Source organism: Pseudomonas yamanorum (genome assembly GCF_013386765.1).
Lineage (GTDB): Bacteria > Pseudomonadota > Gammaproteobacteria > Pseudomonadales > Pseudomonadaceae > Aquipseudomonas > Aquipseudomonas yamanorum_A.
The window spans coordinates 91,295-110,442 of the sequence record NZ_JACARE010000010.1 but is presented as its reverse complement, the minus strand read 5'-3'; the positions used below and the strand labels follow the sequence as shown (position 1 = coordinate 110,442).

Genomic DNA, 19,148 nt, shown 5'->3' with positions numbered 1-19,148 from the left:
AGGAGGTTACATGTATACCGTTTTGGTTGTGGATGACCATCCCTTCATTCGCTCGTCCGTCAAGATGCTGCTCAGCCAGGTTCAGTTCGAAGTCGTGGCCGAAGCGGATAACGGCGCAGATGCCGTGCAATTGGCACGCGAGCATGTGCCCGATCTGATCATTCTCGACATCGGCATGCCCAAGCTCGACGGCCTTGAGGTGCTTAACCGAATCGCGTCCCTGCGCCTGCCGAGTAAAATCCTGGTGTTCACCTCGCAGTCAGCGCTGTTCTATTCAATGCGCTGCATGAAAGCCGGTGCGGCAGGGTTTATTTCCAAGACCAATGACATGGAGGAAGTGACCAAGGCGATCAAGGCGGTGATGGACGGCTACACATTCTTTCCCAACCTGGCCCACAGCTCGGTACGGCGCAGTGATCTCGAGGCCACGGACCACGAGTTGATCCAGAATCTCTCTGACCGTGAACTGACGATTTTGCAACAACTGTCCCAAGGGCTGACCAACAAGGAAATCGGCGACGCCATGCTGATCAGCAACAAGACAGTAAGCACCTACAAGACTCGCCTGATCGAAAAGCTCAACGTCAAATCGGTGGTGTACCTGGCCGATTTTGCCAAGCGTAATAACCTCATCTGAATGAACACTTTTCTTCGACACGGCTTGCTGGGCCTACTGTTGCTCGGTTCCCTGGGCAATGCCCTGGCGGCGCCGCAAATGCTCAAGCTGCACGGGCGCTCCGACGTCAGCGACTACAGCGTGAGCCTGGACGAAGCCGACTGGGGCTGGCTACGGAGCAAGGGCACGCTTGTGTTGGGGTCTTCGGCGCCGGACTACTCGCCGTTCAGCATCACCAGTAACCGCCACGATTACGAAGGTTTTACAGCCGACTACGCGCAGTTAATGGCGCAGCTGCTGCACGTCAACGTGCGCGTTCAGCGGTATGCCTCGCGCAATGAGGTGCTGGCGGCGCTCAAGTCTGGCGACGTCGATATGCTGGGCAGTTCCAACGGTTTTGAGGCCGCGGACCCGGAGCTTCAGCTGTCTGACGCCTATGCAGAGGACCAGCCGACCCTGGTCAGCCGGGTCGGCGACAGCCAGAACCTCGACCCCGAACTGGCCGGCAAGCGCGTGGCAATGCTTTACCACTACCTGCCACCCAAAACCGTGGAAGACTTTTATCCCAAGGCCACCTTGCAGCTGTACCCTTCCACCCTCAGCGCCATAGGCGCCGTGGCGTTCGGCCAAGCCGATGTGTACCTGGGGGACGCGATCAGCGCCAATTACCTGATCAACCGCAACTACCTGAACAACGTGCAACTGGCGGACTTCTCTCGCCTGGAAGTCAGCAACTTTTCGTTTTCGGTAAAGCGTGATAACACGCGCCTGTTGCGGATTATCAATGCGTCACTGGCGGCGGTCCCGGTTACCGAGCGCCAGACCATCCTGCGCCGCTGGAGCGCAGGCGGAGCAAGCATGCCTGGTCAGCATCCGTTACATTTCAGCGTCAGTGAGCAGCGTTGGTTGGACAAGCACCCACGGTTGCGGGTGGCGATTGATGAAGGCTTCCTGCCAATGTCGTTCTACGGCGCCGACGGCGAATTTCGAGGTATCAGCGCCGACGTCCTGGCCAAGGTGGCCCTGCGCACCGGCTTGAAGTTCGATATCCAGCGGATGAGTTCGGTGCGCGAGATGATCGACTCCATCACCAGCGACAAGGCCGACCTGCTGATCACCATTACCCCAAGCGAACAGCGCGAAGCGATCCTGCGCTTTACCCGCCCGTACCTGGCCACGCCGTTTGTACTGGTCAGTCGTACCACGGCCGGCAGCCCCAGTACCCTGGACGATATGCATGGCAAGCGACTGGCGGTCATCAGCGGCGACTCCAGCCGCGACATGCTAACCGAGCAATACCCGGACATCCGCCTGGTGGATGCCGACAGCGCCCAAGACGCGATGGAGAAAGTCGCCAATGGCGAGGCTGATGCAGCGGTCAACTCGCTGATCACCGCACGCTATATGATTTCACGGCAATACCGCGATCGCTTGCGTATCACCAGCACCGTGGGCGTTACCAATTCGCGCATGGCCTTTGCTACGGCCCGCGGCTCGCTGGAACTGTTCTCGATCCTGGACAAAGCACTGCTCAGCATCGCACCCGAGGAAATGGACGAACTGACTAACCGCTGGCGCAGCGAGGTGGTGGTGGGCGACAGCTATTGGCTGCGTAACCGCAGCGCCATCATCCAGGGCTTTGTGATTGCCGCCGTGTTGCTGATGATTGCCCTGGGCTGGATCGCCTACCTGCGGATGCTGATGCGCAAGCGCAAGCAGGCCGAGCAGGCGTTGAGCGATCAGGTTGAATTCATGCGGGTATTGATTAACGGCACCCCCCATCCGATCTATGTGCGTGACCGCGAGGGCAAGCTGCTTATCTGTAACAGCGGTTACCTGGAAGTGTTCAGTGTCGAGCGCGAGCAGGTGATCGGCAAGACCGTATTGGACGGTGTGCTGGGCGACCCGAATGAGGCCGCCGCGTATCACCGTGACTACCTGCACGTGATGGAAAGCGGCGAGGCGCAGTTGCAGGATCGCAGCCTGACCATGCCCGATGGCCGGGTATTGACCATCTATCACTGGATGCTGCCGTACCGCAGCAGCATCGGCGAGGTCAGCGGCATGATCGCCGGCTGGATCGATATCAGCGAGCGCCAACGCCTGCTGGAAGACGTTCACGCGGCCAACCGCGCCAAGACCACTTTCCTGGCGACCATGAGCCATGAAATCCGCACGCCGATGAACGCGGTGATCGGCATGCTCGAACTGGCGACCAAAAAAGCGGACCAGGGCGTGATGGATCGCTTTGCGATTGATGTAGCCTCCGGCGCGGCGCGCGGCCTGCTGGACCTGATTGGTGACATCCTGGACATCGCCCGGATTGAGTCCGGGCGTTTGTCCCTGAACCCGGAGCGCGCCAACCTGCGGGAATTGCTGGAGTCGGTGGTGCGTATTTTCGAGGGCCTGGCGCGCCAGAAACAGCTGCAACTGCAGTTGGACCTGGATGCCGGGGTCAATTGCGATGTGTTGATCGACCCGCTGCGCTTCAAGCAGATCGTCTCCAACCTGTTGAGCAACGCCATCAAGTTCACCGCTCACGGGCAGGTGCGTTTGAGTGTGCGAGTGGAGGCGGGCAGGGAGCAGTTGGGGGTGAGGCTGCAGGTGCAGGACTCGGGCATCGGCATTTCTGCAGAAGACCAGGAAAGCCTGTTCAGCCCCTTCACCCAGGCCAGCAATAATGACCAGTCGGTGCGCAGCGGCTCCGGCCTGGGCCTGGTGATCAGCCGCACCCTCTGCGAAATGATGGGCGGTCGGCTGAGCCTCGACAGTACGTTGGGCAAGGGCACACGCATCGATGTGAGGCTTGACCTGACCACGCTTGAACCGCTGGAGGACATCGTCCCTATCGAGGACGAGCCTGCGCTGTCGGGCCATGCGCTGAATATCCTGGTGGTCGATGACTACCCGGCCAACCGCCAGTTGCTGACACAGCAGCTCAACTACCTGGGGCACAGGGTCGAGGATGCTGAAGATGGCGCCCATGGACTGCGCAGGTGGCGTAACGGGCAGTTTGATGTGGTCATCACCGACTGCAACATGCCCTTGATGAACGGTTACGAACTGGCCCAGGCGATCCGCGCCGACGAAAGCGCCCGTGGCTTGCCTCCCAGCCTGATCCTGGGGTTTACCGCCAATGCACAGCCAGAAGAGAAGGGTCGGTGCCTGGCCGCTGGCATGGACGACTGCCTATTCAAGCCCATCAGCCTCAAGGACTTGAGCGCACGCCTGGCCGGCCTGGCGACGAAGCCGGGGAGTGCCCACCCCGGATTTTCCGCAGATGACGATATCGACCTGACCAGTGTTGAGCATCTGGCCGGCGGCAACATTGCTTCGATCAAAAGCCTGTTGGGCGACCTGGCCGCCAGCAATGAACAGGACATGGCGCGCCTGATGCAGTTGTTTACTCGACACGACTTGCAAGGCCTTGCCGACCTTGCTCACCGGGTCAAGGGCGGCGCACGAATCATCAAGGCCCAGGGGCTGATTCGATGCTGTGAAGACCTAGAGATCGCCTGCAACGGGCTGGACTCTGCGCAATTGACCGAGGCGGTTGATGCGCTGCATCAACAGATGGAACACCTCGGCGAGCGATTGGAGCGCTATCTGGCCTGAGCCATCGGTAGGAAATTTCCTACAAGAACGCGGCACCGTTCGTACGTAATCCACTCCCCCCAACACCGATACTGAGCCTCGTTGAACGGCCCCACCGACCAAGCGGACCGGGCCCTGCAACCTGATTGAAGCCCAACCGGGCTTCAGACTTTCCTCATTATCTGGATTACGTTATGAACAAGTTTGCGCTCAAAGGTCTGTTTGCCGCTGTCGTCCTCGCCGCTGGTTCCCAAGCTGCCATGGCCGCTGACGGTGAAATCAACTTCGTCGGCAGCGTGACCGACAACACCTGCCCGGTGGTCGTGACTGACCTGAATGGTTCGGCCGGTGCCGGCGATGTGGGCCTGGGCGACGTGCCAGCCACCTCCCTGGCAACCGTCGGTGCTGTTGCCGGTGGCGGCGCGTTCACCCTGACCATCGACACCACTGCTCCTGGTTGCAGCGTTACCGGCAAGAGCGCCGTGGTCAAGTTCCTGTCCCTGAGCGGCACTGCCGGTGCCAGCGGCCAGTGGATCGGTATCACCCCGGACGCCGGTCACGCCACCAACGTTGCGGTACAGATCAAGGACGCCACCGACAAGGACGTGCAACTGGGCCTGGAATCGGCTCCGTACCTGGACCTGACCCAACCGTTGCGCTTCACCGCCAACTACATCGCCACCGGCACTGCGACTTCCGGCCCGGCCAACGCCAAGGCTGCGTTCACCGTCGAGTACCAGTAAGCCCTGTTGATGCGCCGCTGCAGCGTTGATGCGCGCAGCGGCCATCCCCTCGCTCACGGCAAGAGGATGATCGAAATGAACGTTTTCCCCTTCAAGAAAGCATCGGCCCTGGCGCTGTTGCTCAGTGCCGCACTGATCAGCACAGCCAGCCACGCCGGTGTGATGCTCGGCGGTACGCGGATCGTGTTCGACGGCAACAAACGCGATGCGGCGATCACCGTCAGCAACACCACGGCGCAGCCGTACATGGTGCAGACCTGGGTCAACACCGAAGCCGATGACATGACCACCGCCACGCCCTTCGTGTCCACGCCACCGCTGTTCCGCCTGGACCCGCGCAAAGAGCAAATGGTGCGTATCCAGAAAGTCGCCGGCAACCTGCCGACCGACCGTGAATCGGTGTTCTATTTCAACGCCCAGGAAATTCCGGTCGCCAGCGAAGGCAATGCCAATACGCTGAAGATCGCCATGCGCACCCGCGTCAAATTGTTCTATCGCCCGGCCGGCCTCAAGGGCAATGCGATTGAGGCACCGTCGAAGCTGACATGGAGCCTTGCGCAGGAACAGGGCAGGGCAGTACTGGTGGTCAACAACCCGTCGCCGTTCCATATCTCGTTTATTGGCGTGACGGCCAAGTCCGACGGCCAGAGCGTCGAGGTCAACGAGCCGACGATGGTCGCGCCGATGAGCAGCCAGCGCTATTCGCTGCCAGGTTTCAAAGGCACCGGCGGTGAAGTGGTGTTCTCGGCCATCAACGACTACGGCGGCTACAGCGAGCCGCAGACCGTGCCACTGAACCGTTGATTCCTTTTCTTTCTGTAGACGTTTGCGCGTGCCACAGCTGTGGCGCGGCGGCCGGGTATTGCCATGCGAATCGATAACTCCTTCAGCTTTAGTCGTTTGCCTTTGTGGGTCGCCGTGGCGGCCGCCTGTGCCGGTGAGCTGGCCCTGGCCGGTGAGCCCGCCAAGTTCGATGCCAGTTTCATGCAGTCGTTTGGCGGCACCGGTGCCGGGCCCAACCTCGACCTGGATGCGGTAGCGAACAGCGGCAGCATCGGTCCCGGTACTTACCCTGTACTGATTCGCCTGAACCAGAGTTTTTTCGACCGACGCGACATGACCTTCATCAAAGATGAGCAGGGCAGCGACGTGCGGGTATGCCTCTCCGAAGCGTTTCTCAAGGAGTTGGGTGTGAAGTTGGATGCGTTCAAAGTGCCTGGAGAAACACTGCCCGCGTGTATTGACCTGACTGCGCTGATCGAAGGCGCCTCGGTGACGTTCAACGCCAACTACCTGGCCCTGGATATCAGCGTGCCGCAGATCGCCCTGACCCGGGATGCGGCCGGCTACGTGGCGCCCTCGGAATGGGACCGTGGCATCAATGCCGCGATGCTCAACTACCAGTTTTCCGCCGCGCAAACCAACAGCGACGCCCGCGGCACCGGTAACCAATACAACCTGTATGCCACGGGTGGTTTTAACCTCGGCGACTGGCGTTTTCGTTCCAGCTCATCGTTCCGCCAGGACGATGAAGGTGGACGCAAGTGGCAGCGCAGCAATACCTATGCGCAACGGGACATCACGCCGCTGAAGGCCACGCTGACGATGGGCGAGAGCTTCACCCCTGGCGACGTATTTGACAGCGTACCGTTTCGCGGCGTGCAACTGGCGTCGGACATGGGCATGTTGCCAGACTCGATGCAGGGCTACGCCCCAGTGATCCGTGGCATCGCCGAAACCCAGGCCAAGGTGGAAGTACGCCAGAACGGCTACTCGCTGTACACCACCTACGTGGCGCCGGGTGCCTTTGAGATCAACGACCTCAACGCCGCCTCGGGCAGCGGCGACCTGGAAGTGATCATCACCGAAGCCGATGGCCGCGAACGCCGCTTCACCCAGCCATACGCGACCCTGGCCAACATGCTGCGGGAAAATACCTGGCGCTACAGTGCGACGGTGGGCGAATACAACTCGGCCAACGGTGGCGAGCGGCCGATGTTTACCCAGGCGTCGCTGGCCTACGGCTTGCCGTTCGACTTGACGCTGTACGGTGGCTTTTTGGGGGCAGATTTTTACCGTGCCGGTGTGGTGGGCGTGGGCAAGAGCCTGGGGAGTCTTGGTGCCGTGTCGATCGACGTCACCCAGGCCCAGACTGACGTGCCCAAGGCCGTCACCACCAAAGGCGAAAGCAAAAAAGGCCAGAGCATCGGCCTGCGCTACGGCAAGGCATTTGAAAGCGGTACCTCGGTGCGCTTCGCCGGTTACCGCTATTCCACCGAAGGCTATCGCGACTTCAGCGAGGCCGTGGATTTGCAGCAGCCCAACGACTACAGCCAGTTCTCCAAGCGCAGCAAGGTCGAGGCCAGCGTCAACCAAGCCCTGGATAACTACGGCTCGCTCTACTTGAACCTGAGCAAGCAGAACTACTGGGGCACGTCCCGGGAAGACAAGCAGATGCAACTGGGTTTCAACACCCAGTACAAGGGAGTGACCTACGGCGTGTACGCCAGCAAGACCCTCACCGACAACTTCGGCGAGAACAACCAGGTGGTGTTTACCGTATCCATGCCCCTGGGACAAACCCGCAGTACCGGCACGTTCAGCGTTACCCGCAACAACGACGGCAGCCTGGATCAACGGGCCGGCCTCAGCGGCCGCGATGGCAACCTGAACTACAACGTCAACGCCAACCGCGTGGAAAACACCGGCAACAACGGTTCGGCGCTGGTCGGCTACCGCGCACCGTTTGCCCAGTTGGGCGCTGGTGTGAGCGTCGGCTCGGGCTACCGGCAGACGTCGGTCAGCGCGGCGGGCTCGGTGCTGGCCCATGCCGACGGCGTCGAGTTCGGCCAGACCCTGGGCGAGACCGTGGCGCTGGTGGAGGTCAAGGACACGCCCAAGGTCGGCCTGCTGAATGCCCCGGGCACCCTGACCAACGACAAGGGTTACGCCCTGGTGCCGTACGTCACGCCGTATCGCAAGAACCGCGTGGCCGTGGACACCAGCGAGCTGGAAACCAACGTCGATATCGCCGAAGGCGTGACCAACGTAGTGCCGCGTCGCGGTGCGGTGGTCAAGGCGGTATTCGCCGCCAGCCGTTCGGAAAAAATACTGCTCAACGTACGTTTGCAGGACGGCTCGCTCTTGCCTTTCGGCACCACCGTGCAGGACGACCAGGGCGCCAGCGTCGGCGTGGTCGGCCAGGCTGGCCAAGTTTTGCTGTCCGCCGGCAAGGGTACGACGTACACGATGAAGTGGGGCGGCAAGGCCGCCCAGCAATGTGAAATCACTTTGGATATCAACAGCAGGCCAGCCACCGACGGTTATCGGGTGATGGATGCTATTTGCAGAGAGTTCCGGCCATGAAAAATTTTAGTGTTATGTCCTCGACCCGAGCTCCGGCTGTGCCTGCTCGTAATGTCTGGAAGAAACGCGTGATGCTGAGTGCATTGGCGGTGCTGCCGGTCGCGTTTTCACAAATGGCTGCGGCTGACTGTGCTGCCACCGTTGCGAACCAGAGCATCCATGCGGTAGGTGATCTGTTCATCCCTCAGGACGCCCCGGTGGGATCGACTATTGGCGTGATCAAGTACACCCGATTTCCTGTCGTCAGCTGTACGACCACAAGCCCGTTTTCCATGCAAGCCACCATGCTCGGCGTCAAGAGCCCTCCGGTCAATGCTGCGCTTGGCCCAATTCAGGGCGCGGCACTTTACGCGACGAACATTCCGGGCATTGGCGCAGCAATGGTCAACGAAAGCCGCCCAGGCTACCTGTGCCTGACGTCTGGCAGTTGGTATTTTCCGCTGACGGTCAATGGCTGCAATACCGGCGGGTATAGCGCGAACCTCTATAACAGTCTGCTCTTGATCAAGACCGGACCCATCCCGGCCGGAATCAACGATTTCGGCAACTTGCAGGTGTACACCGTCGATATCAACAATAACGGCACCCCGTTCAACTGGATTGATGGTCGCCTGACCGGAACGGTAACCGTTGCCGGCTGCAGCATGCCCGCAGCGGTGGGCAATATCATCGACGTGCCCATGAAAAACTGGGAGAAGCGCGTCTTCAACGGCCCGGGCACCGTCACGCCCACCGAAGGGTTCAACATCACGCTCAACAACTGCGTAGCCGGGACCTATGCCGGGAATCCTACCTGGAACTATTTCCGCGGCAACAACGCGAACATCCGTCTGGACGGCGCCAAGGGCTCGACGATTGTCGACGCCAGCCAAGGTGTGCTCGGCCTGAACAGCGAGGCCACCGCCACAGGCGTCGCCGTGCAAGTGCTGAAGCAGGATGGAACCCCGCTGCCACTGGGCGTCGACGTGCCAATCATGCCGGTCCAAGACGGCAATACCACTTTGCAGTTTGGTGCGCGCTACATCCAGACCGCAGGCGACTCCACCGGGCCGCAGCCTGGCATCGCCAACGCCACCGCCAATTTCACCATTACCTACAAATAGGAACGACCCCATGCAACGTTTTACCCGTCGCTTCATGGCTGCTTGCGTACTGTCCACTGTGGTTGCCAGCGGTGCAGCAATTGCCAACGATCACCCGACCATCCGCGCCATGTCCGGTGCCGAGCAAATCACACAATTGCCGGCCGCCAAGACCGCGCTGATCGTGATCGACTTCCAGAACGAATACTTCACCGGGCGCATGCCGATCCCGGACGGCGCCAGCGCGCTGGCGAAAGCCCGGGAGCTGATCAACTACGCCGACGCCCACAAGATCCCGGTCTACCACGTGCAACATGTGTCGCCGGCCGGCGCAGCGGTATTCGCCATTGATGGCGAGACCGTGAAGTTTCACAAGGACATGCAGCCGCGCCCTCAGGATCACGTCGTGCAGAAGAACACCGTCAGCGTGTTCGCCAGCACCGACCTGGCCGCACAGTTGAGCAAGGCCGGGATCAACACGCTGATTATCAGCGGCCTGATGACCCACGCCTGCGTCGCCGGTGCAGCCCGTGACGCAGCACCACTGGGCTTCAACGTGATTGTTGCGTCCGATGCCTCCGCCACCCGCGCGATTACCCGCCTCAATGGCCAGAGTGTCGACAAGGACGCCTTGCATCAATCGGCACTGGCCGAAGTCGAAGATACCTTCGGCGACGTGATGACCACCTCGCAGATCATCCAGCTGCCTGTTCGTTAAACCGCAACGATGCGCCCGAGCGTTATAGCCGGGCGACCTTATCCATTTCAGGTGAGCCGACTTCAATGACGAGTTTTCCCATACGCGTGCTGGTACTCGAGGATCATCCTTTTCAACGTGCCGTCGCGGTGAGCATGTTGCGCCAACTGGGTTGCCGCGAGGTCTTCGAGGCAGTGGATGGCGTACACGCCCTGGCTGTGCTGGAACAAGTGGGCGCAGTGGACATTGCCCTGTGTGACTTGTGCATGGAAGGCATGGATGGCCTGGAGTTTCTTCAGCAAGTGGGGCACTCGGGGCTGGTCGGCTCGGTGATTATCAGCAGTTCATTGTCGGCCGATGTGCGCCGAACGGTGCAGCAGATTGTTTCGTTGCTGGGTTTGGAAATGCTCGGGGACGTCGGAAAGCCGTTGCAGGCGCACACCCTGGAGAACTTGCTAAAAAAGCGCTCCAGTGGCCCTGGTGTCGCGCCGCCCAACGTTGCGCCGGTGCGTCTGGCCAGCGATGAAGAAGTGCGTTGGGCCCTCAACGAACAGCAATTGCAGGCCTGGTATCAGCCCAAAGTCGACATGCATACCGATGACGTCTGCGGCGTGGAGGTGCTGACCCGCTGGGTGCACCCGTTGCGCGGAATCCTGTCGCCGGCGGTGTTCATGCCGGTACTGGAGCGATGCGGTTTGCTCGATACGCTGTTGTTCATGCAGATGAACCAGGCCCTGAGCTTGCAGCGCCTGGCAAAAAATACTGGGCTGAAGCTCGACCTTTCGTTCAACCTCCACGCCAGCCAGTTAACCAACAGCAACCTGACGGCGGTGATCAAGGGCATCCTGTCCCTGCACGAAGCAGCGCCCGCCAGCTTGACCTTCGAACTGACCGAAAACGGCCTGCTGGAAGCCCCGGCTACCAGCCTGGAAACCCTGGTGCGCCTGCGCATGATGGGCTGCAAATTGTCCATCGACGACTTCGGTGCCGGATTCTCGTCTTTGCAGCGCCTGTGCCAGTTGCCGTTCAACGAGATTAAGCTCGACGGTGAGTTTATTCGCACCTTGCTCCGCGAACCGCGTTGCCAGGCGATCGTCAGCAGCACCCTGGCATTGGGGGAGACCCTTGGTATGTCAGTGGTGGTGGAGGGCATCGAAACCGAGGAGCAGCGAGAGGCGTTGCTGGCGATGGGATGTACTCAAGGGCAGGGCTATCTGTTCGCCCGGCCGATGAGCGATGTGGATTTGCTCCGCTGGTTACCGGCGGCGTCGAAAATTGATCGGCAATCCTGATCTGCCCTTTGGACAGTATTGTGTTAATCGGGCCACATCAAAAAGCGCACAATTTTCGTAGACTTATCGTGCTGCTTTTTCTGCTCAGGAGCCGATCTGATGTGAATGTCCGTTTACGGCCGATTGTGTTGAAAAAGTCGGTTTTCCCAAAACACTCGAATACCGATGGATGAAAACACCCCTGTTGCAAGCTGCTACGTGAAACCCGAGCCCTGAACCTACTGCTAAAAATTCAGATTTCAATCTCAGGCGCGTACTTTTCTGCCGTGGAATTCGAAGTCGACTTTTTCAACATGATCGGTCGAAAGGGGGCGTTCATGAGCGGCAGTTATCGGCCAGAAGCAGACATTGCCTGTAGCTGAAGTTGACCGATCATGAATCCGTATTGCAGCATGGAATTGAAGTGTGGCAGCGCAGTGCGGCCACTCTGTAGGCGCTGCCTTCGAACCTAAGCGGAAGAAGCCCATGATCATGGTGTTACCGAAGATTGAACTCAAGGAACTGTCGGTGAAAGCGGAAGCAGACGGTTTAACGCTGAGTGATCTGGTCCCCATTTGTGAAAAGTTCGGCGTTGCACCGCATGATGTGCTGAACGAGCTATCCGTCGTAGTTGCGGAAGGCTACATACAAGGATCTCTGCTCTATGAGTTTTGCGACGGCGTTATGAACGGGATCATAAATGCTGTGGTTGAAGTAGGCATGACTAACGACATGCCTCAGCCCGCTTTCTCGCTTTACCAGGCATTCGATCAAGGTGAATGGTTCCGTAGTAACGACCCACCGGAAACTGACCTCATTGAGAAATACACGAAGCCGGTGGTCGAGGAAATAATGCGTACCCTTGGAGAATAGCTTTCACAGATCGGGAGGTTTTCGCTTTTCGGCTGGAAGGTTGAGGATCGCACGCCGCTTTTAGCCGATAGCTGCCTGTAAAAAAACTATCCCCTAAGCGGACACTTGCCAAAACCAACCAAGCTCAAAAAGCAGCTCGCCCCCTTACTGCAACGGAACATACACATCCGTTTCCCATAGGTCCTGCGGTGTGTCCGGATACACACTCAGGTAGTGGAATAACAGTGGCTGATCACGCAGCTCTTCACCACTGGCAGGCAGCCAATCACGGTAGATCGGATAGATCGATTCGCCGATGTGGTCCGGCGACCCCACGTGCCGCACGACGACGTAGCGTCCGCCAGCAATGACTCGTTCGCACACGCCGAACGCATTCGGTTTCACCGCCTCGTTAATCTCGCCGCAAATGGCGAAGCGGAATGCTTCTGCTAGCGTGGTGTCGGGGTTGCCGTAAGCGACGTTGATCTGCGTGTCGAACACTGGGACAAGCTCCTGGAAGTAGGGTCGGCAATAGAGTCGACGATAGCGACGGGCGCGTGCCTAGCCGGGTTTGCTCAGCGCGGATTTTGGGTTGGAACATCCGTAGATGAGTGACCGCGCCTCTCACCTCAGCGATGCCTCCCAGTGAGCGCGCGTCAGTCCGTAACACTTCGCCAAGGCCGGCTCGGCGGATATTTTCAGTTCGGCGTCATACAAATGCACTGCGCCCAACTTCAGCGTGGCCGTTTGCGAACGAATGTTCGTAGGCGCTATGTGGAAATAGACGATGTCGTAAGCCCGGAATGCATGCTCCAGCATCAACTGCTTAAGCTCGCGGTTGGCATCGCCACCCCACTTCGCACGCACCAGAAAGGTAAACCCGATGGCTATGCTGTTCGGTAGATCCGGCGGCGTGTAGTAGCTTGATGTGCCAACGATATCCCCTGAGGCAATATCAGTGACCGCGAGCGCTTTCTTCGTGGCGAGTAGAGAGGCGAAGTACACCTCGAACACATCGCGTTTATAACGATCCCTGGCGGGATGGCCGTCCCAGATGTGTGGATCAGCCGCTGCCTGAAACATAGCGTCAAGATCACTGTCTGCCAGAGGTTTAAGCCTCAGTGTGCTGCCGCGCAGATCGGGTTGGCAATCGAAGTCGTGGGCGGACATGGGGTTCTTTCCGAGTGGCCAAGGGGGATGGAGCCAGTCTAGAGCGGCAGTTTGATAAAGAAAGATCCAATGTGACGGGTATTGAGGGGGCCATCACTGTAGAAAAATGGACGGATTTATTTTCCGGTTGGAAAGCGCCCTCTGTGGGTCAGACGACGTTTAATAATAGTGTCTGCCCCCCTAATTTCCCCTAAGCGAGAGCTGCTGTTGAATTGCCGTCATAAAGCGGCCACGAAAGGCCATTGTCGGCCATTAGCAAACGCCCCCGCACCGACATCTTTCAACCACCTGCCAAACGATACAGCGCCTGAGCATGAGATGGCGCCAGCCCAGTGCGCTGCAAATTACGCCGACTCTGCGAACCGGGAAGCGCTGTCGCGGCGACCACAAGGCTGCCGTGCTTCTTTGCTTGCTCTATCCGGTGAGATATCAGCGCTCCGTGGTAGCCCAGGCCTCGTGCATTTTTTCGGGTAGCCGCCGTCCCCAGGTAGGCAACACCATTGCTGGCCAGGTACATCAACGCGCCTGCAACGACCTGCCCATCAGCTTTAAGGACGTAGATCTTCAGACGATCATTTGACATCAGCCCTGCAAACGAAGCCTGGCTCAACTGACGATGTTCTGGCTTGGTATGAAAGCTACTCGCATGAACCGCTGCGAACTCCGGAAGAGAATCTGAAGTGGCCTCTTCGATGTCGAATGATTGGGGATTCAACACCGCGTCCTCGATAGGGCACGCCAGCTGCAGGTGCGTCCACCCACCCAGTACTAAAGGAGGAGCCAATGCCCGCTAAAGGACCATTTCGGCCTGGCGCCAGAGGTTTAGGCTCAGCTTCGTGATCGTCAACGATGACAACAAGACGCACCGCACCCCCTGCGATATGAGTAGAAAACCTCACCTGACTCCCGCGTTTCCAGAATAAAAAGAGGAATTATCATGAGCAGCACCTTCTTCATTCCATCCGTGAACATGATGGGCATTGGCAGCCTCGACGAGGCGATGCTCGCAATCCGCAAGTACGGGTTCCGCAAAGCCCTGATCGTCACCGATGCCGGCCTGGCCAAAGCCGGCGTGGCTGCCAAGGTCGCCGGCCTGTTGGCCCAGCAAGACATCGACTCCACCCTGTTTGACGGCGCCAAACCGAACCCCACCGTCAGCAATGTCGAGAAAGGCCTTGAATTGCTGGGCCGCAGCGACTGCGATTTCATTATTTCCCTGGGCGGCGGTTCACCCCATGACTGCGCCAAGGGCATTGCCCTGTGCGCCGCCAACGGCGGGCACATCAGTGACTACGAAGGCGTGGACCAATCCGCCAAGCCGCAAATGCCACTGATCGCGATCAACACCACCGCCGGAACGGCGAGTGAAATGACCCGCTTCTGCATCATCACCGACGAAGTCCGCCACGTGAAAATGGCCATCGTCGATCGCAACGTCACACCTCTGTTATCGGTCAACGACCCTTCGCTGATGGCCGCCATGCCCAAAGGCCTGACCGCCGCCACCGGCATGGACGCACTGACCCACGCGGTGGAAGCCTACGTGTCGACAGCGGCCACGCCGATCACCGACGCCTGCGCACTCAAGGCCATCGAATTGATCTCGGCCAACCTGCGCACCGCCGTTGCCCAGGGTAACGACATGACCGCCCGGGAAAACATGGCCTATGCGCAATTCCTTGCCGGCATGGCCTTCAACAATGCGTCGCTGGGTTATGTGCACGCTATGGCGCACCAACTGGGCGGCTTCTACGACCTGCCTCACGGCGTGTGCAACGCGATCCTGCTGCCCCATGTGTCGAGCTTCAACGCCAGCGTAGGCCCGGCCCGGTTTAAAGACATCGCCCATGCGATGGGGGTGGAGACTCAGCATCTGGATGCGCAGAAGGGCGCTGCGGCGGCGATTACGGCTATCCGCAAACTGTCGGCGGATGTGGGGATTCCGAGCGGCCTCGTCGAGTTGGGCGTCAAGGCTGACGATATTCCGACCCTGGCAGCCAATGCCATGAAAGATGCCTGCGGCTTTACCAACCCGCGTCCTGCCAATCAGGACGAGATTGAGCAGATCTTTCATACGGCGATGTGATTGATGTGACGTGACGTGAGAGAAAATGCCCCGCCTTCGGTTGAAGTGCGGGGCGTTTTGGTTTGGCGGGGGCAATAGCGGCGGGCTGGGTTTTTAAATTGTGGGCTGTCCGTGAAATTCGGATATGGTCAGACCGGGAGGCGGAATTGCTTGCGTAAGCTCTTAGCCTTCGAGTGAGAAAAAACGCCCATGAGTGCGTGAAAGGACACTCACTGAACCGTCGCGGGTTCGGCCCTGAGTAGCCATCCAAAGCAAACGCTACGATCTTGATAAGTGTTTGGGATTATCAGCGAAATGGCCCTATAGAACGCGTCGAAAATGGATCTTTTACTGATCCATTTATCTTCTATAGTCGCCCAACGCCCCAAGCATTTAATCTCGGTCATTAGTTCGGCGATGGGGTCGGGGATCCTCATTTGCGGAAGTTGATATGAATTATAAAAACGGCTCTATCGGTATCGGCGTGTCTGCCCTTTTAGTGTTGTCAGTTTTGCGTTTGTCCACGAACCAACCGCCTACCCGGGAAGAGTTTGTAAAGTATCCATCTCTCCGACAGAAATGGTTCACGATATGCGACGCACGCAGCAACCTTGCCGAGCTCAATGATGAAGGCTGCAAACATTTACGCGAATGGCAGGCGGCCACCAAATTTCCTGTACTGGATAATTTAATGAATCAGAACCTGGGTAAGTAGCTAGCTGCCCCTATGACTTTTTCAGTTGCCTGGAGCATCCCGTTTGAATCCGGAACTCATCATCTCCCCGCACGACGGATCCATCCGAATTCAGCGAAATGAGTCCTGCATCGTGATCGACCGCACCCTCACCGCGGAGAGGGCATTGGCGGAACTGGCACCGTTCTATCTGTCGGAACTGGATCATGGAAATGGCTACGTGTGGAACTCGTACAGCGGCATCAACATCAACGGTATTCCAGGCTCTTTTGCGCTGTGTTTTTATGCGGGGCGTTTGATGGAAGTCCATTTAGGCTTATCCAACTCGAACGAGGCCACCCGTAACGTGTGGCCTTCACAAGCGTCAGTTGAGCGGGACGTCGCCTTACTTCGAAACGCGTTGATGCAACAGCTATCTCGGCCCTTCGAGAGCGGCACAGAGACGTTCCCATGGGGCAGCGCGTGGGCTGTTTTTGATGCAAAGGCATTTTTGCCCAGCGCAGGCGTCAGGTACCGACTGCCTGAGGCATCCATTTAAGCGAGGCTTCTGTGCCCTCTACCTGCGGCCCTCAACGCTGCGCACTAACGCCCCAAAGAGGTCACCCCGCGGCATCTCGCTCAAGGGAATATTCGCCTTCTCGAACCACTCCCGATCTGCCTCAGGGTGCGGTCCACTCAGCACCACGACCCCGTTTTCATACGGGTAACGCGCTGCCGCCACATCACCATTCTGGTAGGTCGCAATGGTAGAAGAAGGCACGGTCGCATCAGGCTTGGGAAAGTAAGGCCCATCCTGATAAAAGACGCTATCGGCTTTCCCATCCCACACAACCTGCACCGCCGCGTCCGCAATGCCCGCGACCTCAAACCCGGGCCTGCCCGCCTCTGAATCAAGGTCGTAGGGTATCAGGCCAAAGTTGCTGTTATCGGCAAGATATGCGCCCATACACAGCCCCAGGTAGCGCCCACCCTGGGCGACAAAGTTACGGATGGCTTGCACCCGCGCATCCCCCAAACTATCAAGCGCCGCAGGGATGTCCTGACCGCCACCGGGTTGAACGTAGAGGTCATATTGAGCGAGGCTTTGCGGCGTGATGTCGATCGATTCATCGGCACCTACAAAGTCAATCTGGGCATCCGGGCGGACGCGCAGCAGGGCTGTTTTAACATTCTCTGAACATCCCTCGCAGCCCGCGGGGCCTCGGTAGATAGCGACATGGGTGATGGGTGTTGCGGCCTGCACTGAGTAAGGAAGCAGCGTGAAAAACGCAAAAAGCGTCGCGGCGATGGCAGGCAGGTTCATGGCTGTAGAGTCGTCTTAAAGCTGATTGGGTCCGATCCGGACTTTGCGAGTCAAAGACTAAAGCTAACAGCCACTTGAAGGAGTTAACATTTGTAAATCGGCTAGGGAATCAAGCACCGGCCCATGCTCCCACTCACTGATGAAACCGGCGCCCCAGCGCATCCAGCCGCACCGCAATCGGCGGCAGCCGCTCACTGCTCCGGGCCAGCGTCTCCACATCCTGCGCCGTATTCTGCGCAATGCTCTGCACTGACTGCAGCCGCCCCACAATCTCCACATTCGCCGTGGATTGCTCACGGGTGGTCGACACAATCCGCCCATTCAACTGATCGATCTGCGAAATGTCATTGCCCACCGCCCGCAGCATCTCCACCGCCAGCTGACTGTCTTCCACACAACGCTCCACGCCTTGGCGGCTGTCGTGCATGGCTTCAACCGCCCGCCGGCTGCCGTGTTGCAACCCCTCAATAATCGTCTTGATCTCCTGGGTCGATACCGCCGTGCGCTGCGCCAGGCTGCGTACCTCATCGGCGACCACCGCAAACCCGCGCCCTTGCTCACCCGCACGGGCGGCTTCGATGGCGGCGTTGAGGGCCAGCAGGTTGGTCTGGTTGGCGATGCTGTTGATGACCTCCAGCACCGAGCCGATCTGTTCGGCCTGCACGGCCAGCCCCTGCACCGTCTCGTTGGTGTCGTGGAGGCGGGTGGCGAGCTGGGTGATTTCCTGCTGGGCGCGGCCGACGCTTTCCTGACCACGGATGATCTGCTGGCTGGCTTGCCCCGCGTGCTCGACGGCATGCTCCACGTGCACAGCGATATGGCCCATGGCGTCTTCCATGCGCTGCATGGAACCGGTCATTTGCGCGATTTCCGCCAGTTGGTGGCGCGCGCCTGTTTCCAGGGTGCCGCTGGCGTGGGCCAGCTCCTGGCCGAGTTGGCCAAGGCCGTGGGAGTCGCGGGCGACGCCGTCGATCAGGCCGGTGATCTGGGTTAGAAAGTGGTCGAAACGGGTGGCAAGGGAGACATGCACTTTTTCCGCGTTGCCCTTGGCGGCCTCACCGCTGAACCGGGTGGTGACGGCGAGCATCTTTTCGAGCATTTCCTGGCTTTCTACCGCTTCGGTCTGGCTGTGCACCGCGAGGTAGAGCAGGGCGACCGTCTCCATCACCACGTAGAACGCGTGGACGAAAATCATGCTCCAGCCCCCGTGATGCTCCATCACAAACACCGGGAAACCCTGGTGCTGCAAGGCATGGAACACCACGTGATGCACCGCGATAGTGACGGCGGCCACCAGGATAGGCAGCCAGTCGCGGTAGAACGTCAGCACCGCCAGCAGCGCGAAGATACCGAAGTGCGATTCGATGACGCCTTCGGACTGGTTGATGTGCAATGCGGCCATCACCATTAGGCCAACGCCCAGCGCGCAGCGCATCAGGCGAGTGCCGCCGATGACGCGATAGGCCAGGGTAAGCACCACGCTGGTGCCGCCGCCGATGAAGAGCGCTTGGAGCAGCGTGTCGTGCCAGAACGCCAGGCCCAGGGAGAACAGGGCCATCAGCCAGATCAGGGCGAGCATGATGCGGTCGGCTTTGCGGTAGTGCTCGATGAAACGGGCTTGGGCAGGCATTCACTCGTACTCCATGTGGACGGGCCGGGGTGAGGCAAGCATGCGACGTGCCATACGGGCATGCG

15 protein-coding genes and 2 pseudogenes are annotated in these 19,148 nt (G+C 59.3%); 12 read left to right on the top strand and 5 right to left on the bottom strand.

What is annotated here, in order from left to right; all coding sequences use genetic code 11:
• The first annotated feature begins 10 nt into the window (after positions 1-10).
• The 9 genes from HX875_RS06495 (at position 11) to HX875_RS06455 (ending at position 12,242) form a co-directional block, all read left to right on the top strand.
• Positions 11-637 (top strand): response regulator transcription factor, encoded by a 627-nt coding sequence (locus HX875_RS06495; protein ID WP_177042519.1) that lies wholly within the window; start codon positions 11-13, stop codon positions 635-637.
• Positions 638-4,231 carry a transporter substrate-binding domain-containing protein gene (locus HX875_RS06490; protein ID WP_177042518.1) on the top strand — a complete coding sequence of 1,198 codons (3,594 nt, stop codon included), beginning with the start codon at positions 638-640 and terminating at the stop codon, positions 4,229-4,231.
• A gap of 173 nt (positions 4,232-4,404) precedes the next feature.
• Positions 4,405-4,953: a fimbrial protein gene (locus HX875_RS06485; RefSeq protein WP_177042517.1), complete on the top strand. Its 549-nt coding sequence runs from the start codon at positions 4,405-4,407 to the stop codon at positions 4,951-4,953.
• 75 nt (positions 4,954-5,028) lie between these two features.
• Positions 5,029-5,757, top strand: a complete 729-nt coding sequence (locus HX875_RS06480) for a fimbrial biogenesis chaperone (RefSeq protein WP_256348051.1) — start codon at positions 5,029-5,031, stop codon at positions 5,755-5,757.
• 63 nt (positions 5,758-5,820) lie between these two features.
• On the top strand, positions 5,821-8,319 hold the full coding sequence (locus HX875_RS06475; protein ID WP_177042515.1) for a fimbria/pilus outer membrane usher protein: 2,499 nt from the start codon (positions 5,821-5,823) through the stop codon (positions 8,317-8,319).
• Positions 8,316-9,422: a fimbrial protein gene (locus HX875_RS06470; protein ID WP_177042514.1), complete on the top strand. Its 1,107-nt coding sequence runs from the start codon at positions 8,316-8,318 to the stop codon at positions 9,420-9,422. Before HX875_RS06475 ends, HX875_RS06470 begins: the two co-directional genes overlap by 4 nt.
• Before the next feature lie 10 nt (positions 9,423-9,432).
• Positions 9,433-10,119 carry a cysteine hydrolase family protein gene (locus HX875_RS06465; protein WP_177042513.1) on the top strand — a complete coding sequence of 229 codons (687 nt, stop codon included), beginning with the start codon at positions 9,433-9,435 and terminating at the stop codon, positions 10,117-10,119.
• A 65-nt stretch (positions 10,120-10,184) separates the two neighbouring features.
• Positions 10,185-11,390 carry an EAL domain-containing response regulator gene (locus HX875_RS06460; RefSeq protein ID WP_177042512.1) on the top strand — a complete coding sequence of 402 codons (1,206 nt, stop codon included), beginning with the start codon at positions 10,185-10,187 and terminating at the stop codon, positions 11,388-11,390.
• Positions 11,391-11,855: 465 nt separating this feature from the next.
• Positions 11,856-12,242, top strand: coding sequence for a hypothetical protein (locus tag HX875_RS06455; protein WP_177042511.1), 387 nt, complete (start codon positions 11,856-11,858; stop codon positions 12,240-12,242).
• Between the two features lie 144 nt (positions 12,243-12,386).
• Here the strand turns inward: HX875_RS06455 and HX875_RS06450 are convergent.
• The 3 genes and pseudogenes from HX875_RS06450 to HX875_RS06440 all read right to left on the bottom strand — a co-directional run.
• Positions 12,387-12,725: pseudogene (locus HX875_RS06450) on the bottom strand (AraC family transcriptional regulator); the annotation flags it as partial.
• A 120-nt stretch (positions 12,726-12,845) separates the two neighbouring features.
• Positions 12,846-13,391, bottom strand: a complete 546-nt coding sequence (locus HX875_RS06445) for a GNAT family N-acetyltransferase (protein ID WP_177042510.1) — start codon at positions 13,389-13,391, stop codon at positions 12,846-12,848.
• Positions 13,392-13,671: 280 nt separating this feature from the next.
• Positions 13,672-14,157 (bottom strand): annotated as a pseudogene (locus HX875_RS06440) (GNAT family N-acetyltransferase); the annotation flags it as partial.
• A gap of 171 nt (positions 14,158-14,328) precedes the next feature.
• Between HX875_RS06440 and yiaY the strand changes: the two are divergent.
• The 3 genes from yiaY (at position 14,329) to HX875_RS06425 (ending at position 16,688) form a co-directional block, all read left to right on the top strand.
• Entirely contained in the window at positions 14,329-15,477 is a 1,149-nt protein-coding gene (yiaY, locus tag HX875_RS06435) for an L-threonine dehydrogenase (protein WP_177042509.1), read from the top strand.
• Between the two features lie 430 nt (positions 15,478-15,907).
• On the top strand, positions 15,908-16,171 hold the full coding sequence (locus HX875_RS06430; RefSeq protein WP_083853185.1) for a hypothetical protein: 264 nt from the start codon (positions 15,908-15,910) through the stop codon (positions 16,169-16,171).
• Positions 16,172-16,214: 43 nt separating this feature from the next.
• Entirely contained in the window at positions 16,215-16,688 is a 474-nt protein-coding gene (locus HX875_RS06425; RefSeq protein WP_177042508.1) for a hypothetical protein, read from the top strand.
• Between the two features lie 18 nt (positions 16,689-16,706).
• Here HX875_RS06425 and HX875_RS06420 read toward each other — a convergent pair whose 3' ends face one another.
• Positions 16,707-17,453, bottom strand: a complete 747-nt coding sequence (locus HX875_RS06420) for a BPL-N domain-containing protein (RefSeq protein WP_177042507.1) — start codon at positions 17,451-17,453, stop codon at positions 16,707-16,709.
• A 133-nt stretch (positions 17,454-17,586) separates the two neighbouring features.
• Positions 17,587-19,083 carry a methyl-accepting chemotaxis protein gene (locus HX875_RS06415; RefSeq protein WP_177042506.1) on the bottom strand — a complete coding sequence of 499 codons (1,497 nt, stop codon included), beginning with the start codon at positions 19,081-19,083 and terminating at the stop codon, positions 17,587-17,589.
• Positions 19,084-19,148 lie beyond the last annotated feature (65 nt).